The organism is Arthrobacter rhamnosi (genome assembly GCF_054510975.1).
Map to the genome: position 1 here is coordinate 188303 of NZ_JBTNDN010000002.1, position 14188 is coordinate 202490.

Annotated in this window: 17 protein-coding genes; 9 read left to right on the plus strand and 8 right to left on the minus strand. The window is 66.5% G+C overall.

The features are described 5' to 3' along the window. Window positions 1-55: 55 nt before the first annotated feature. Window positions 56-373, minus strand: coding sequence for a hypothetical protein (locus ACX80J_RS05170; RefSeq protein WP_459343991.1), 318 nt, complete (start codon window positions 371-373; stop codon window positions 56-58). A gap of 64 nt (window positions 374-437) precedes the next feature. Between ACX80J_RS05170 and ACX80J_RS05175 the strand changes: the two genes are divergently transcribed. The 3 genes from ACX80J_RS05175 to ACX80J_RS05185 all read left to right on the plus strand — a co-directional run bounded on the left by ACX80J_RS05175 (window position 438) and on the right by ACX80J_RS05185 (window position 2463). Further along, window positions 438-842, plus strand: a complete 405-nt coding sequence (locus tag ACX80J_RS05175; protein ID WP_459343992.1) for a VOC family protein — start codon at window positions 438-440, stop codon at window positions 840-842. Continuing rightward, window positions 839-1135 (plus strand): winged helix-turn-helix transcriptional regulator, encoded by a 297-nt coding sequence (locus tag ACX80J_RS05180; RefSeq protein WP_459343993.1) that lies wholly within the window; start codon window positions 839-841, stop codon window positions 1133-1135. Before ACX80J_RS05175 ends, ACX80J_RS05180 begins: the two co-directional genes overlap by 4 nt. Before the next feature lie 95 nt (window positions 1136-1230). After that, window positions 1231-2463 (plus strand): saccharopine dehydrogenase family protein, encoded by a 1233-nt coding sequence (locus ACX80J_RS05185; protein ID WP_459347090.1) that lies wholly within the window; start codon window positions 1231-1233, stop codon window positions 2461-2463. A 58-nt stretch (window positions 2464-2521) separates the two neighbouring features. Here the strand turns inward: ACX80J_RS05185 and ACX80J_RS05190 are convergent, their stop codons facing one another. Further along, window positions 2522-2797, minus strand: coding sequence for a hypothetical protein (locus tag ACX80J_RS05190; RefSeq protein ID WP_087075677.1), 276 nt, complete (start codon window positions 2795-2797; stop codon window positions 2522-2524). 254 nt (window positions 2798-3051) lie between these two features. On the opposite strand from ACX80J_RS05190, the gene ACX80J_RS05195 reads away from it, so the two are divergent. Further along, window positions 3052-3507 carry a MarR family winged helix-turn-helix transcriptional regulator gene (locus ACX80J_RS05195; RefSeq protein ID WP_459347091.1) on the plus strand — a complete coding sequence of 152 codons (456 nt, stop codon included), beginning with the start codon at window positions 3052-3054 and terminating at the stop codon, window positions 3505-3507. Between the two features lie 77 nt (window positions 3508-3584). Here the strand turns inward: ACX80J_RS05195 and ACX80J_RS05200 are convergent, their stop codons facing one another. From ACX80J_RS05200 to ACX80J_RS05210, 3 genes are all read right to left on the minus strand, one after another. Then, window positions 3585-4904 carry an ADP-ribosylglycohydrolase family protein gene (locus ACX80J_RS05200; protein ID WP_459347092.1) on the minus strand — a complete coding sequence of 440 codons (1320 nt, stop codon included), beginning with the start codon at window positions 4902-4904 and terminating at the stop codon, window positions 3585-3587. 177 nt (window positions 4905-5081) lie between these two features. Next, on the minus strand, window positions 5082-5780 hold the full coding sequence (locus ACX80J_RS05205) for a cache domain-containing protein (RefSeq protein ID WP_459347093.1): 699 nt from the start codon (window positions 5778-5780) through the stop codon (window positions 5082-5084). Then, complete coding sequence (locus ACX80J_RS05210) at window positions 5777-6538, minus strand: FadR/GntR family transcriptional regulator (protein ID WP_459344010.1); 762 nt, start codon at window positions 6536-6538, stop codon at window positions 5777-5779. The genes ACX80J_RS05205 and ACX80J_RS05210 overlap by 4 nt, the downstream gene beginning before the upstream one ends. Before the next feature lie 264 nt (window positions 6539-6802). Here ACX80J_RS05210 and ACX80J_RS05215 point away from each other — a divergent pair, with 264 nt between their 5' ends. Genes ACX80J_RS05215 through ACX80J_RS05230 form a run of 4 tightly spaced genes read left to right on the plus strand, consistent with a single transcriptional unit; the run spans window position 6803 to window position 10997 of the window. Further along, window positions 6803-8311, plus strand: a complete 1509-nt coding sequence (locus ACX80J_RS05215; protein ID WP_459344011.1) for an APC family permease — start codon at window positions 6803-6805, stop codon at window positions 8309-8311. A gap of 7 nt (window positions 8312-8318) precedes the next feature. Continuing rightward, complete coding sequence (locus tag ACX80J_RS05220) at window positions 8319-8924, plus strand: dimethylamine monooxygenase subunit DmmA family protein (RefSeq protein WP_459344012.1); 606 nt, start codon at window positions 8319-8321, stop codon at window positions 8922-8924. After that, a complete protein-coding gene (locus tag ACX80J_RS05225; RefSeq protein ID WP_459347094.1) occupies window positions 8921-9892 on the plus strand; it encodes a PDR/VanB family oxidoreductase in 972 nt (323 codons plus the stop codon). The genes ACX80J_RS05220 and ACX80J_RS05225 overlap by 4 nt, the downstream gene beginning before the upstream one ends. A gap of 10 nt (window positions 9893-9902) precedes the next feature. Then, complete coding sequence (locus ACX80J_RS05230; RefSeq protein ID WP_459347095.1) at window positions 9903-10997, plus strand: heme-dependent oxidative N-demethylase family protein; 1095 nt, start codon at window positions 9903-9905, stop codon at window positions 10995-10997. 41 nt (window positions 10998-11038) lie between these two features. Here the strand turns inward: ACX80J_RS05230 and ACX80J_RS05235 are convergent, their stop codons facing one another. Beyond that, the gene (locus ACX80J_RS05235) at window positions 11039-11545 is read right to left on the minus strand and encodes a MarR family winged helix-turn-helix transcriptional regulator (RefSeq protein ID WP_459344015.1); all 507 of its coding nucleotides are present in this window, start codon (window positions 11543-11545) and stop codon (window positions 11039-11041) included. Window positions 11546-11624: 79 nt separating this feature from the next. On the opposite strand from ACX80J_RS05235, the gene ACX80J_RS05240 reads away from it, so the two are divergent. Further along, window positions 11625-12332, plus strand: a complete 708-nt coding sequence (locus tag ACX80J_RS05240) for a hypothetical protein (RefSeq protein ID WP_459347096.1) — start codon at window positions 11625-11627, stop codon at window positions 12330-12332. A 102-nt stretch (window positions 12333-12434) separates the two neighbouring features. On the opposite strand, the gene ACX80J_RS05245 is transcribed toward ACX80J_RS05240, so the two are convergent. Both ACX80J_RS05245 and ACX80J_RS05250 read right to left on the minus strand, forming a co-directional pair. Further along, window positions 12435-13094, minus strand: coding sequence for a methionine ABC transporter permease (locus tag ACX80J_RS05245; RefSeq protein ID WP_087071641.1), 660 nt, complete (start codon window positions 13092-13094; stop codon window positions 12435-12437). After that, window positions 13094-14122 carry a methionine ABC transporter ATP-binding protein gene (locus ACX80J_RS05250; RefSeq protein WP_459347097.1) on the minus strand — a complete coding sequence of 343 codons (1029 nt, stop codon included), beginning with the start codon at window positions 14120-14122 and terminating at the stop codon, window positions 13094-13096. The genes ACX80J_RS05245 and ACX80J_RS05250 overlap by 1 nt, the downstream gene beginning before the upstream one ends. Window positions 14123-14188 lie beyond the last annotated feature (66 nt).

Consider the following 14188-nt stretch of genomic DNA (forward strand, 5'->3'; position numbering starts at 1 on the left):
GGTTCACGAAGAGCCGCCCTCTGAGGGTCCGTCGGTGAAATGATCCGCTGCGTTGCTACAGGTAATCTCCGACTCGTTCTCGGGCGATTTCCAGCAGGGTGGAGTGGAATGCGATTTCAGCCGGGGCATAGACCTTGTCTTGTCGTTGGGCCAGTAATACGCGCCGCAGAGGTGCACCGGAACCGAGGCTGATCCGGATTTCGTCGCGTCCGGCAAGCGGGTGCCCGCGGGATACCAAGAGGACGGTGCTTTCCTGAAAGACTTCCATTACGCGGATCGAGTCATCCTGAAAGTGATTCCACGGGTAATCCCACAACAGGGAGCCACGCTTGAGGCCTGCGCTCTGGTCCAGGCCGGACTGTGCTGCCCGCATCTGCCCACCACAGGGCGCAGCACCGGGTCTTGACACGTCACTTGCATTTTGCAAGTATGACCGCATGAGCCTCTTCATCACCTGCCCGGTCGAAAGCGTCGACCGTGCCACCACCTTCTACACCGCCCTCGGCTGGACCCTCAACGCCGAGATGTCCGACCACAATGTGTCGTGTTTCGCGATCGCGCCCGAGCAGTACGTCATGCTCGGCAGCCGCGAGATGTACGCGAGCGTCGGTGGGGCCGAAGAGCTGGTCGGCGGACCCGGCACACCCTCGAAGGTCACGGTCTCGTTCGATCTCGGCAGCCGCGAAGCGGTCGACGAGCTCGTTGAACGCGCAGGCGCCGCGGGTGGGCGGATCGGTGACACCGACGACTACCCCTTCATGTACCAGCGCCAGTTCGACGACCCCGACGGTTACCACTACTCGCCGTTCTGGATGAAGCCGGACACCGATCCGACCGCGTGAGCGACCTCGCCGCAGCCCTCGACATCGTCGGAGCGCGGTGGGCGCTGCTGATCGTGGAGCGGCTGCTCGACGGGCCGCAACGCTACGGCGACCTGCAACGCGACCTCGGAGTGCCGACGAACATGCTCGCCACCCGCCTGCGTGAGCTCGAAGCTGCCGGGGTGCTGTCCCGCCTGCCCCTGCGGCACAACACCAGGGCCTACGCGCTGACCGATCGTGGGCTTGCCCTACGCGAGGCGATCAGCGCGCTTGAACGCTGGGGCCGCGGTGGAGCACCGATGCCTGATGTCTAGACCCTCGGAGCTTTCTGTTGCAGAACCCGACCAAGGACCCTGGAGGTAGGCACTTCTCGGCGTCGGTCCTGCCGCTGCCGTGGAAGACTGCTGGCATGCAGGCCCCAGTGCGCGACCACGACCTCGTCCTCTTCGGTGCAACCGGCTTCGTCGGTGAACTGATCGCCGAATATCTTGCGGACAACGCTCCGCCGGACCTGCGCGTGGGACTCGCCGGGAGGTCCAGGGAGAAACTCGAGGCCGTACGCTCCAGGCTGCCCGCCGCCGCACACGACTGGGACCTCATCGAGGCCGACTCGGATCAGCCCGACTCGCTCGCTGCGCTGGCCGCGGGCACCAGGGTTCTCTTCACCACGGTGGGTCCCTACGCGAAGTACGGACTGCCCGTCGTCGAGGCGTGTGCCCGCGCCGGCACCCACTACGGGGACCTGACGGGCGAGGTGTCCTTCGTCGGGAAAGCCATCGACCGTTGCGACGCCGCAGCAAGAACCTCCGGTGCACGGATCGTCCATGCCTGCGGCTACGACTCCGTCCCGTCGGACCTCGCGGTGCTCCTGCTCCATCAGGCCGCGGAGGCCGACGGCGCGGGCGGACTGACCGAGGTGCAGCTCCTCGCCCGGGCCAAAGGAGGATTCAGCGGTGGCACCATCGAGTCGATGCGTGGGCAGCTCGACGGCATGCGGTCGGACCCTGTCCTGCGATCGCTCGCGAGCGATCCCTACTCCCTCAGTCCGGAGCGGACGGCGGAGCCCTCGACCCGGCAGCCGTCGGACCTGGGGTGGGTCGGCCGGTCGGAGGACGGCCTGTGGACCGCGCCCTTCATCATGGCGTCAGCGAACACGCGGATCGTGCGCCGCAGCAACGCCCTGCAGGGTTGGGCCTACGGCCGGTCCCTGCGGTACGGCGAGGTAATGGGGATGGGGCGGGGGCCCGCCGGCGCCGTCGTCGCCGGAGCGACGGCGCTCGGCCTACGGGTGTTCGGAGCCGCACTGGCCCTACCCCCCACGAGAAAGCTACTGGACCGCGTCCTTCCGTCGCCCGGTGCCGGCCGGAGCGAGGCCGCGCGGCGCTCGGGCTGGTTCCGTTCCCAGGTGACCGCTTCCACGGAGAGCGGCCGGCGGTACCGGGCCGTCGCAGCAGGGCCGGGCGATCCGGGATATGCCGCCACCGCCGTGATGGCCGGGGAGACGGCGCTCTCCCTGGCCCTCGACGGCGACCGCCTGCCGCCCACCGCGGGATCGCTGACTCCGGCAACTGCCCTCGGCAACGTCCTGGTGGAGCGGCTGCGCGCGGCAGGCCACACCTACGAGGTCATCTCCCTCACCTGACACAGGATGCGATGATGCACTGTCCTTCCGGACCTGAACGTGCCAGGCGGGCTCGCCGTCAGTGGTGACCGGCTTCTGTGGTGCCGAACATCAGGGTCCGTCGCTGCACGTCGTAGTACACCGTCTCGGCCGAGGAGAGCAGGTCCTGGAGGTTGTCGGCATCATCGGCGTCGATGGTGAGGACCTCCTCCCATGCACCCTGGTCAAGGACCAACTGCAGGGTCCACGAGCCAGGCTGGCCCGGCTCTCCCGCCACCCAGCTGAACTGGTAATGGCTGAGCTGCCGGACCTTGATGCTGTCATCGGTGATGGGCTGATTCAGGTTCTGTGCCATGGCGCTGTCTTCCTCCTTGTACAGCCCGCCGCTGGCGGGCTTTTGGACTGGATGGAGCAGGAACCGGGACACCCGTCGGCTTCGTATGATGTTGAGACGGGCCCGATGACCTCAACCTAGTTCCGCCTCCAGCCCCGGTAAACGTCCTCGTTACATTTGCAGATCCTTGACGGATCAATGACGGTGCCGCTTACCCACCTCGGTCCTGGAGTCGGACGGCTCGGAGTATCGGGACTTCGTGGTAGGCATGGGTCATGACATCAAGCACAGGCAGGTATCTGACGGAGCCGGATGATCTGCCGACGGTGGATCTTCTGCGACGGAGTTCCATCTACCTGGCGGGTGTCGAGAAAGACCTGGCCGAGAAGGCCGGCATGAATGTCACTGCCGCCCGGGCCCTGGCACTCATCGTTGAGGCCGATGCCGGCGTCGAGGCCTTCAGCCCCAAGGTCCTCGCGGACGTCCTGGACCTTTCCACTGCGAGCATGACCGCTGTGACGGATCGACTCGAGAACGCCGGGCTGGTCGAACGTCGACCGAATGTCGCGGACCGCCGGAAAATCTGCCTTCACCCCACGCCTACCGGTTCCAACGAGCACAGCCGCATTCAGAATGAGCTCGGGGAGACCGTCAACACTTCCCTTACGTCCCTTACCTCCCAGGAAATTGACGCTTTCCGCCGAGGGCTGCGAGCGCTCGCCCTCCTCTGAACACTCCCGTCAGCTCACCGCTCCGAGCCAGGGCCACCGTCCTACCTGTCGTAGGACGAATCGTGGTCGTAGCGGTCTCACGCTGCGGCGTTCACCGTGGCGAGCGCGATGGTGCGGTGGGCGAGGTCGGAGATGCGGGAGTTGTCGTAGCCGAAGACTGCTGAGCGGGTCCGGTCCTGGAGGGGTCCGACGAAGTGCTCCGGCAGGGCTGATGCGCCCAGGACGGTACCGGCGACGGCGCCTGCCGTGGCTCCGTTGGAGTCGGTGTCCCAGCCGCCCTGGACCGTGAGGCCGACCGTGGTGGTGTAGTCGCCGTCGCCCCAGAGGAGCCCGGCGGTGATGAGAGCCGCATTGTTGACGGTGTGGACCCAGCTGTAGTGCCCGTAGTGGTGCTGGATGGTGGAGAGCGCTTCGTCCCAGGTCGCGCCGCTGCGGTGGAGGTCCTGTACGCGGCGCAGGGCTTCGGCGAGCCGGGAGCGGGCCGGCACGTAGTGCAGCGATCGTTCGAACGCTTCGGTGACGGTCGCGGCGGTGGCGGCAGAGGACAGCAGCGCGGCGGCCCACATCTCCCCGTAGAGGCCGTTGGCACGGTGGGAGAGGCTCGCATCGTTGTACGCGGTGAGAATCGCCTGCTCCGGGCGCCCGGGCTGCGTCCAGCCGTGGGCGTCCCCGCGGATCAGGGCACCGATCCATTCGCGGTAGGGGTTGCGGGTGCTGGCGACCGCCCCGATGGGGACGTTGGTCAGGAGGTTGACGTAGGCGGCGCGTTCGGCGGTGAACACCCGCAGGTAGGGCACGTAGGCCAGCCACGTCGCGGCGACGTCGGCGGCTGCCAGATGCATCCCGTGGCGTTCGAGCAGGTGCAGGGCGAGGATGGTGTAGTCGATGTCGTCGTCCCGGTCCGATCCTGCGACCCGCCCGCGCGTGGTGTTCACCCAGTTCTCCTCCAGGCGGTAGCCCTCGGGCATCGGGTCCATCGCCGGGACGTAATCCCGCAGGGGGTAGGAGCCGGTCAGCTCGAGGTAGGAGCGGATCCGGTCGCTGGTCCAGTAGTCCCCGCTCTCGATCGGCCTGCCGAGGTTGCAGCCGGCGATGCGTCCGAGCCATCCCCCCAGGATGCGGTCGTGCAATCCAGGGCCAGGGGCGGGCGTGCCCGCCGGACGCGGCGGGGCCGGCATGCTGTCGAGGATGTCGGGCAGTGCGTCGGGTTCCTCGTACTCCCATGGGCCGGTCCGTGGAAGGTCCGCCAGCTCGGCGAGGAGGTTTTCCAGACCCTGCCGGTCGTGCCTCTCGGTATCGGCCAGGCGCCCGGACAGCTGGGTGACGTCATGGCCGGTCTCGCCGAGTTGCCGCAGTTCGTCCGAGACGAGGTCGTGAACGTCGAGCGGGTCATGCATGGAAGGACCTTTCATCGCGCTGCGGAGCGATCTTCCTGTACTGCGCCATCCGGCATCCTAACCCGCCCCGCTTGGGCAGGCCCGGGTCGGCGTGAGGCCATCCGGCGGGTACAACGAACAGGAGGCCCGGCTGTACCGGGGCCGAGACTATGGCTGCCGCGCTAGCGGCGAGGGTGTCTAGCGGCCGGTCAGCAGTGAGAAGCCGAGATGCGGCACGTCGATCGGGATCAGCTCCTTGTCGCCCGGGACGGTGCGAATCCGCTCCCCCACCAGGTACGCCCCGGAATTCCCGACGACCACACGGCCGCTCCCGTTGAGCAGTGCGGCGTCGCCGGGGATGGCCCGCAGGACGGGCATGAAGATCTCTTCGAGCTTCCGGATTCGTATGTCGCAGCCGGCCACTCCCGCGAACTTCCCGTCGAGCTGGATGGGCGCCGAGTGCGTGAGGATGTACTCGTCGAACCCCAGGTAATCGACATACGGACCCCACGCCGTCTGCTCACCCGTGCGGCTCGCCGAGGCGAAGAAGGGCATGTTCTGGTAGTCGTAGAACCGTTCCCCTCCCGGTGTCAGGTCGAATTCCAGCTTCTCGACGCTGTGCTCGCGCTTGATCCACCACTCGAGGCCGCCCTCACTGCTCCGGATAGCTTCCGTGGCGAAGATGACGCCCGCTCCGACGACGAACCCATGCGTCTCGAGGAACTCCCGGGCCAGGCCCTCGAGCTTCCCGATGTCCCCGGGGGTGATGCTCAGGGGACGGGGGCGGTCCGCCCACAGCGTCGACATCCGCGCCGCAAGGGCGTGGACATCGGCGCCGAGTGCGTTCATCCAGGCAGCGATCTCGGTTGCGGCCTGGGCAGCAAGGGCATTCGTCATTGCTGCTCCTGCTCGTCCGCGGGATACCCGAGGGACAGTTTGGTATCCACCAGATGATGGACGTCGTGGCGGATGTGCTCCAGCACCAGTCGCTGGGCGTCCTCGGCTGCATCGTCAGCGATGGCGCGCGCCAGTGCGAGATGTTCGGCCGCCACCCGTTCCGGATCGCGGGTCACGGGCAGGGGCGCCCAGAGCGCCTGGACGATCTCCGCCTGCAGCCGTATCTCCGCATTCGTCAGTCTCGGGGACTGCGCCAGGACCGCCAGCTCGATGTGGAATCGGCTGTCGGCACGGGCGCGCGCTTCCGGCTTGTCGGACATGACGAGGCCCCGGGCCAGCTCGAGGAGCCTGCCGACCTCGTGGGGTTCCGCACGTTCGCAGGCGAGCCTCACCGTGGCGGCAGCGATCGCGGCATGCTCGTCGCCGACGTCACGGATCTCGGCGATGGAGGTGTCCCGAAACCACTTCTTCATCACGTCGGCCGAGGTGAAGGGTTGCTTGAGGATGAACGTCCCTCCGCTGCGTCCCCGCCGTGTGGCGACGATGCCCTGGTCCCGGAGCTCGGACAGGGCTTCCCGGAGGGTGGACGGTGCGACGCCGAACATCTCCGACAGGGCCGTCTCCGAGGGAAGCCGCTCACCGACCTTCAGCAGGCCCAGCGAGATCGCCTTGGAGATCCTGTTCACGATGGCCTCGGAGCGCTCGGTCTCCGGCAGCGATCGGTAGACATGCGCTTGAAAAGCGGTGGTGGGTGCCAAGAACAGACTCCATGCGTGGAAGGACAGCACTAACTGTAGCCGGGGCATCGACGATCGCTCCCTCTTTCCCTGAAGCGTACCGGACGATGCGCGAAATCCGACGGAAACATAGGTTATGCCACCCTTGTCCCTAACCAGCAGCGGACAGGACGGGCGAGGGACGCAGTTTTAGCCCCGCGTTGCGGTTTTAAACATTTGAAACTACAGTTTTTACGACGTGGTCCAGCTCACATGAGCCCCCGGGGACCCGAGAGAAGGAATCCGATGCGTGTAGATAGTGCGGAACCGGCCAAGCAGTCCGTGGCCGACGAGGACGCTGAGCATCTCGCCAGCCTCGGCTACTCCTACGAGAGGCAGTTCAAGCGGGAGATGACGTTCTGGGGGAACGTCTCCCTCGGCTTCACCTACCTGTCGCCGGTCGTAGCCGTCTATTCACTGTTCGCGGCGTCGTTGGGCGTCGCCGGACCCCCGATGTTCTGGTCCCTCGTGATCGTCGGCCTCGGTCAGCTCCTCGTGGCCACGGTCTTCGGGGAAGTCGTCGCGGCGTACCCGGTGGCCGGAGGGGTCTATCCCTGGTCCCGCAGGCTCTGGGGCCGCAAATGGGGCTGGATGAATGGCTGGGTCTACCTCGTGGCGCTCCTGACCACCATCGCCAGCGTTGCCTACGGGGCCGGACCCTTCCTGAGCACCCTTGTCGGCATGGAGAACACCGTCGACTCCATCATCATCTCGGGCCTTGTGGTCATAGCGCTCGCGACAGTTCTGAACCTCGGCGGGACAAAGGTGCTGAACACCGTGGCGATGATCGGCCTCCTGGCGGAACTCGGCGGTGCACTGGCGGTCGGAAGCTGGCTGCTGCTGACCGCCCGGCAGCACGACCTCGGCGTCCTGTTCCAGGCATTCGGCGCAGGGGAAGGCAGCAACTACTTCGTGGCGTTCGCCGCGGCCGGCCTGATCGGCATCTTCCAGTACTACGGCTTCGAAGCCTGCGGCGATGTGGCCGAGGAGGTCCCGAACCCGGGCCGCACCATCCCCAAGGCCATGAGGATGACCATCTACATCGGTGGCTTCGCAGCGATGTTCGTCTGCCTGTCCCTGATCCTCGCCGTTCCCGATTTCGCCGCGGTGATCTCCGGCACCGACACGGACCCCGTCGGCAACATCCTCCTCGCTGCCTTCGGCCCGATCGGCTTCAAGGTGGTTCTCGCCGTCGTCATGGTCTCGTTCCTCTCCTGCGTGCTGAGCCTGCAGGCGGCCACCTCGCGCCTCGCCTACTCGATGGCCCGTGACGGCATCCTCCCGGGCAGCAAACTCCTGAGCACCTTCAGCGAATCGCGCCACGTACCCCCGTACGCCCTGCTCCTTGCAGGACTCGTACCGGCCCTCATCGTGATCGGATCGAAGGTCTCCAGCGACGCCCTGACGGTGATCATCTCCTTCGCGGCGATGGGCATGTACATGGGCTTCCAGATGGTCGTCCTTGCCTCGCTCCGGGCGCGCATCCTCGGCTGGAAGCCCAACGGGGCCTTCCAGCTGGGCGCCTGGGGCATCCCGGTGAACATCGCGGCCCTGGTGTGGGGCGTGCTCGGCATGGTCAACATGGCCTGGCCCCGGACACCGGAGGACGGCTGGTTCGCCAACTACGTCGTCCTGATCTCCGCGGTCTCCGTCGTCGTGATCGGCCTGATCTACATGGCCTGGAAGAAGCCGCACCTCAAGGGCGACGCCCCGGCAGCCGATGCCGTTCCGGCCGGCGCGAAGGTTGAGAGGTAACACGCTCATGCTGATCACCGGCATCAAGAGCCGTCCCGTCTATGACGAGCTCGCACCCATGGCGGACGGCCTCGTCCACATCGCTGCCGCACAGGGCAGTGGCGGAGGGCCGCTCCTGCGCCTCCTCGGAGACATGACTCCGGAACAGCTGGCCGCGACCACCGTCCTGTACTCGACCGAGTCGTTCACCGGCCACAACCATCTGGCTGCGCTGCAGGCCTTCGATGTCTTCGACCTCATCGAATTCCCGAGCAACGCCGCTGCCGTGAGCGGCCTCGACGCGCTTCTCGCGACGGCGAGGATGGGAACCCGCCTGTACCTTGCCGGGTCGGAGGGATTTATCGGAACCTCCATGCAGGTTGCGACCTCCTACGGCATGAACCGGGATGAAGTACTGCGTGAACATGCGGGGTCCTTCGTTCGGCGGGTGTGGTGCGCGCACTGCAGCCACTACTCCGAGAACGTGACGAAGCGGATTTTCCAGTGCCCCGGGTGCGAACGCCACCTGATCGTCCGGGACCACTACTCCGGACGGCTCGCTGCGTTCCAGGGAGTCAAGGCGGACGGCGAAGTACCCGGCGAACTGCCGGACAACGAGGAGTTGGACACATGAGCGAGGCACACCACGGCGCCCTGCAACTCAGGGTGAAGCGTGTCGAGGCGGTAACGCCCGAGATCAACCGGTACACCTTCACCGCGGCCGACGGATCGTGGCTTCCCCCCTTCTCGGGGGGCAGCCACATCGCGGTCCTGATCCCGTGCGAGGGAGGGACCCGGCGCAACGCGTACTCCCTCATGAGTTCGCCCTACGACACCAGCGAGTACCAGATCGCTGTCCGCAGGGTGGACGGAGGGAACCGCGGGTCGATCGCGATGCACGAGAACGTGCGCGAGGGTGACCTTCTCGGTGCCACCATCCCGGCGAACCTCTTCCCCATCTCCAAGCACGCCCGCCATCACCTCTTAATCGCTGGCGGCGTCGGTGTCACTCCGATCTTTTCGCAACTGGACGAACTGAGCCTCAAGGGAAGCTCGTTCGAACTCCACCTGGCTGTTCGCGGCCCGGAGCATGCGGCACTCGGCCGTGAGCTCCAGCACCGCTACGGCGAGGCGGTGACGGTGTATGGGGACGGCGACGGTTCGCGGCTGGTCGCGTCCGACATCCTGGCCGGACGGCCACTCGGAACGCATACCTATGTCTGCGGACCCGCACGGATGGTCGACGACGTCATCGACGCCGCCCACACCCTCGGGTGGTCGGACTCGAACATCCACTTCGAACGGTTCGAGGACCTGGGATCGACGGGAGATCCATTCTCCGTCACCCTGGCGCGGTCCGGAGCAGTCATCGAGGTGTCCCCTGAACAGTCGCTGCTGGAGGCCGCCGAGGAGGCGGGCCACAAGCTGCCCTACCTCTGCCGGGGAGGCGCCTGCGGCGAGTGCGAGATCGAAGTCCTGGAACTCGAAGGCACCATCGACCACCGGGATGACTGGCTGACCGAGTCGGAGCGGTGCACCAACAAGCTCATCATGCCCTGTGTCTCGCGGGCCACCTGTACGAAACTCGTCATCAATGCCTAAGGAGACCTCCATGACCGCGACCCCCGAGTCAGTCGAATCCACGCCGATCGAGACCTACACACCGGAGGGCGAGTACCTCTTCCGGAACTCCCGCGAGGCCGTGCGACGCCTTCCCTTCCCGTTCCCGGACGACGAGTACATGTACTCGATGAACCTCGAACCCCACGTCCCGGCAGGTGACGGTGCCCTGATGGCTGCCTTCGACATCGATGAGCACTACGTGTCGGAGTGTGCGCACCGCGCCCAGATGCTCAGGGAGATGCCGGGAGTCCACTACATCGCGCTCCCGCACATGATGGAAGCACAATGGGACCTCCTGGAACTCATCTTCGAGTCGTACGCCAGGGACTTCCCGGAACACTTCACGCTCACCAAGAACGGGAACGAGTGGCGGTGGCAGAACCGGCCGCTCGGCATCGACGACGTGTTCACCTTCGGCGATCCGACCACCCTGCCGATGGACCCCATGGAGTACGCGACGCGACAGGCGCAGGGCGAGTTCGTCGTCCTCGAGGAGAAGGACAACACGCTGGTCATCGGTGCCGGTATGACGACCCAGCGCGCGGACTACTCCCTCCAATTCAACATGGGCATGAACTTCGCCGAGTTCCATGGTCCCGTGCCGAAACTGCACGAGATGGGGATCCTGGACAGGGCGCTGAAGTTCCTGCTCCGCATGAAGCCCGGTCATCCCGTCCGGCGGGTCAACTGGTCCCTCACCGTCCACCCGCGACTCGAGACCTCGGTGGAGACACTCCCGGAGTGGGCGCCGGACCGGGCGACGGTCACCCCGGAGAACGCAGGAGAGATGGTGTACCTACGCATCGAGCTGCAGCCCCTGCATCGCCTTCCCCGCTCCAACGGCATGGTGTTCCCGGTCCGCACGTACCTCGTCAGCCTGGCCGAGCTGGTGGACCATGCTCCCGACTGGGCCAAACGACTGCATCGGGCCCTCGCATCCCTCGACCCCGAACTCGCCGACTACAAGGGATTCCACCGCTACCACGCTGCCGCTGTCGCATGGCTCTCCCAGCACGACGACGGCGCCCCCCTGGCGACGGGCTACCCCTGGATCGAGGATGGGATCCAGCCCGGCGGCAACTAGTCCTGTGACAGGGAGCGCCAGGCCGGCCGACCCGCCATCGATCAAGGGCGGTGGGACGACCGGTTCGAGCCCCCGTCGACATCCCCTCGACCCGGATCTCCATGGAGGTCCGGGTCGAGGGTGTTGGCGCCCGCGAGCTGGGCGAGCAGGTGTCCGAGCTGGGCAGACTGCTCGCCGGTGAGTGGAGCGACGAATTCGGCCTCGTGCGCTTCGGCGATCTCGCGCAGCCGGCGCAGCACCTTGCCACCCTCCGGAGTCAGGCGGAGTTCGTAATTGCGGCGATCGGCCCTGCTGCGTTCCCGCTCGACCAGACCGCGGGCCTGCAGCGAGTCGATGAGCGACACCACACGGCTGGGAACAGCCCCCAGCCGGTCGGCCAGGACCCGCTGGCTCAGCCCCGGCGAGCGACCGACCAGACGAAGCACGCCCGCCTCCGTCGGCGTGAGGCCGATCTCCCGCGTGCGCTCGGCGAAGCGCGACGATGCCACGGCCCCGAGCTGTGAGAGCAGGAAAGCAGTGCGTTTCGGCTGCGGGCCGGCGGAGTCCATGGACCCAGATTACTCCTTGACAGAACGATTCAACCAGCGAATCATTCGTCTTGTTATACAACTCTTTCGAGGAGTCATCATGACCGACACCGCGCTTCCTCGCACCAGCCGCACTGTCCGTTCCGGCGGACCCCCGCTGGGCATCCTGGCGGTCGTGAGCCTCGGCCTCACCCTCGGGGGCCTGGTGATGAGCACGATCCTCACCGGAGGCCATCCGTTCGTCTCCCCGTTCTCCCCGTCGGCGCAGGTCGCCGCGTACTTCCAGGAGAACCCCGGAGCCGTGCGGCTCGCCAGCATGATGCAGTTCGGATCAGCCGTTCCGCTGGGTATCTACGCGGCCACCGTCTACGCCCGGCAGCTACGCCTCGGCGTCCGGGTCGCCGGACCGGGCATAGGACTGTTCGGCGGCATCACGGCAGCCGGTTTCCTCATGCTCTCGGCATTCGTGAGCTGGGTGCTCAGCCGTCCGGAGATCACCACCGATGTCCCCCTCACCCATGCGCTGTCGTTGCTCGCGTTCATCTCCGGCGGGGTGGGGTATGTGGTCGGCCTGGGGCTCCTCGTCGCGGGCATTGCCGTTCCGGCACTCGTCCTCGGCTTCCTGCCGCGGTGGCTCGCATGGACGGGCCTCGTGATCGCTGCGCTGTCCGAACTGAGCTTCCTCTCGATGACCATCGAGCCGGTCCAGTTCCTGCTTCCCCTCGGGCGGTTCGGCGGGCTCCTCTGGCTGGTGGCGGCCGGCTTCCTCCTGCCGGTCAGCAGGTCCGCCGCCAACCGCACACGATGAACAACGCGGACGGCCCGCCCGGATGACCGAGCGGGCCGGCGGATGGTCCCGCCATCGCGTCGACCATCCGGCGTCGGCCGTTCGAGGCCGGATCCGAACGGGCTAGCGGCGGAGCACCTTGCGCGCCAGGACGTTGCCGAGCAGTTGGACGGCCTGGACGAGCAGGATGATCACGATGACCGCCGCCCAGGTGACGACGGGGTTGAACTGCCGGTAGCCGTACTGGATCGCGAAGTTACCCAGACCGCCGCCGCCGACATATCCGGCCACGGCCGACATGTCGACGAGGGCCACGAAGATGAAGGTGAATCCGAGGATCAGCGGGCCGAGAGCCTCGGGGATGAGGATCGTCAGGATGATGCGCAGTCGTCCTGCGCCGACCGAGCGCGCAGCCTCGATGACCCCGGGCTGGACGGTCAGCAGGTTCTGCTCGACGATGCGGCTGATGCCGAATGCTGCCGCGAGGGACAGGGTGAAGATGATGGCACTGTTGCCGATGCCGGTTCCCGTGACGGCGCGGGCGAGAGGTTGCGCTGCGGCGAGGAAGATGATGAACGGGATCGGCCGGAAGATGTTCACGATGATGTTCAGGGTGCCGAACACGGCCCGGTTACCGAGGATGCTGCCGGCCCTGGTGGTGTAGAGACCGATGCCCAGCAGGAGCCCTCCGAGACCTCCGAAGAGGAGACTGAGGCCCACGATGTACAGGGTCTCGTAGGTGGCTTCCCACAGTTGGGGCGTCAGGGGAATGAGGTCTTCCATCAGGCGAGTTCCTTCACGGTGATACGGCCGGCCATGTGGTGCAGGGTCGCGTCGATGACGCTGTCCGCTCCGGTGAGCGCGAGGGTGAGATGCCCGAAGGCGCGGCCCCGGATGTCGTTGATGCCGCCGTAGATCAGTTCGAATTCGATGCCGGCAGCGGCCAGTTCGAGGAACACGGATGCCTGCGAGGAGTCGCCGTCGCGGAAGGAGAAGGTGACGATCCGCCCTCGGTGCCTCTCCCGTAGTGCTGCCAGTTCATCAGGTGCGGGGATGCCGCGGACCACGGTGGAGACGAACCGTTGCGACGATGCTTCACGGGGGTTGGAGAACACGTCGAAGACGTCGCCCTGCTCCACGATCCGCCCACTGTCCATCACCGCTACTTTGGTGGCGAGTGTCTGGATGACGTCCATCTCATGCGTGATGACCACGATGGTGATGCCGAGTTCCTCATTGACCCGGCGCAGGAGGCGGAGTACCTCATGGGTGGTCTCGGGATCGAGGGCCGAGGTGGCCTCGTCCGCGAGGAGGATCTTGGGTGAGGTCGCCAGGGCGCGGGCGATGCCGACGCGCTGCTTCTGGCCGCCGGAGAGCTGCTCCGGGTAGTTCGACGCCTTGTCCGCGAGTCCCACGAAGTCGAGGAGTTCGGTCACGCGGGCCTGGATCTCGTCCCTGGTCCTGCCGGCGACCCGCAGGGGGTAGGCCACGTTGTTCCAGACCGTCTTGGCGCTGAAGAGGTTGAACTGCTGGAAGATCATGCCGATGTCCAGGCGCAGTGTGCGTAGCTGGCGGTCCGGGACGTTCGTGACCTGGTGCCCGTCGACGATGATGTCGCCGCTGGACGCCTTCTCGAGGGCGTTGATCAGACGGACGAGGGTGCTTTTGCCCGCCCCGGAGTACCCGATGATGCCGTAGATCTCCCCCGCCTCGATGTCGAGGCTGACGTTGTCGATGGCATGGACGAGCGGTTCGCCGCGGCGCCCCGGGGGGAAGCTCTTCGTGACGTTCCGCAGTGAGATGAGTGGCATCGTGTTCCTAGCTGAGGGGATGCGTGTGGCCGGTCAGGATCACCGACCGGCCACACGCGGGAGAGA

What these genes read in the sequence shown, in the direction of transcription:
- ACX80J_RS05170 (WP_459343991.1), bottom strand. Translation starts at nt 373, where the DNA reads ATGCGGGCAGCACAGTCCGGCCTGGACCAGAGCGCAGGCCTCAAGCGT.
- ACX80J_RS05175 (WP_459343992.1), top strand. Translation starts at nt 438, where the DNA reads ATGAGCCTCTTCATCACCTGCCCGGTCGAAAGCGTCGACCGTGCCACC.
- ACX80J_RS05185 (WP_459347090.1), top strand. Translation starts at nt 1,231, where the DNA reads ATGCAGGCCCCAGTGCGCGACCACGACCTCGTCCTCTTCGGTGCAACC.
- ACX80J_RS05190 (WP_087075677.1), bottom strand. Translation starts at nt 2,797, where the DNA reads ATGGCACAGAACCTGAATCAGCCCATCACCGATGACAGCATCAAGGTC.
- ACX80J_RS05195 (WP_459347091.1), top strand. Translation starts at nt 3,052, where the DNA reads ATGACATCAAGCACAGGCAGGTATCTGACGGAGCCGGATGATCTGCCG.
- ACX80J_RS05200 (WP_459347092.1), bottom strand. Translation starts at nt 4,904, where the DNA reads ATGCATGACCCGCTCGACGTTCACGACCTCGTCTCGGACGAACTGCGG.
- ACX80J_RS05205 (WP_459347093.1), bottom strand. Translation starts at nt 5,780, where the DNA reads ATGACGAATGCCCTTGCTGCCCAGGCCGCAACCGAGATCGCTGCCTGG.
- ACX80J_RS05215 (WP_459344011.1), top strand. Translation starts at nt 6,803, where the DNA reads ATGCGTGTAGATAGTGCGGAACCGGCCAAGCAGTCCGTGGCCGACGAG.
- ACX80J_RS05220 (WP_459344012.1), top strand. Translation starts at nt 8,319, where the DNA reads ATGCTGATCACCGGCATCAAGAGCCGTCCCGTCTATGACGAGCTCGCA.
- ACX80J_RS05225 (WP_459347094.1), top strand. Translation starts at nt 8,921, where the DNA reads ATGAGCGAGGCACACCACGGCGCCCTGCAACTCAGGGTGAAGCGTGTC.
- ACX80J_RS05230 (WP_459347095.1), top strand. Translation starts at nt 9,903, where the DNA reads ATGACCGCGACCCCCGAGTCAGTCGAATCCACGCCGATCGAGACCTAC.
- ACX80J_RS05235 (WP_459344015.1), bottom strand. Translation starts at nt 11,545, where the DNA reads ATGGACTCCGCCGGCCCGCAGCCGAAACGCACTGCTTTCCTGCTCTCA.
- ACX80J_RS05240 (WP_459347096.1), top strand. Translation starts at nt 11,625, where the DNA reads ATGACCGACACCGCGCTTCCTCGCACCAGCCGCACTGTCCGTTCCGGC.
- ACX80J_RS05245 (WP_087071641.1), bottom strand. Translation starts at nt 13,094, where the DNA reads ATGGAAGACCTCATTCCCCTGACGCCCCAACTGTGGGAAGCCACCTAC.
- ACX80J_RS05250 (WP_459347097.1), bottom strand. Translation starts at nt 14,122, where the DNA reads ATGCCACTCATCTCACTGCGGAACGTCACGAAGAGCTTCCCCCCGGGG.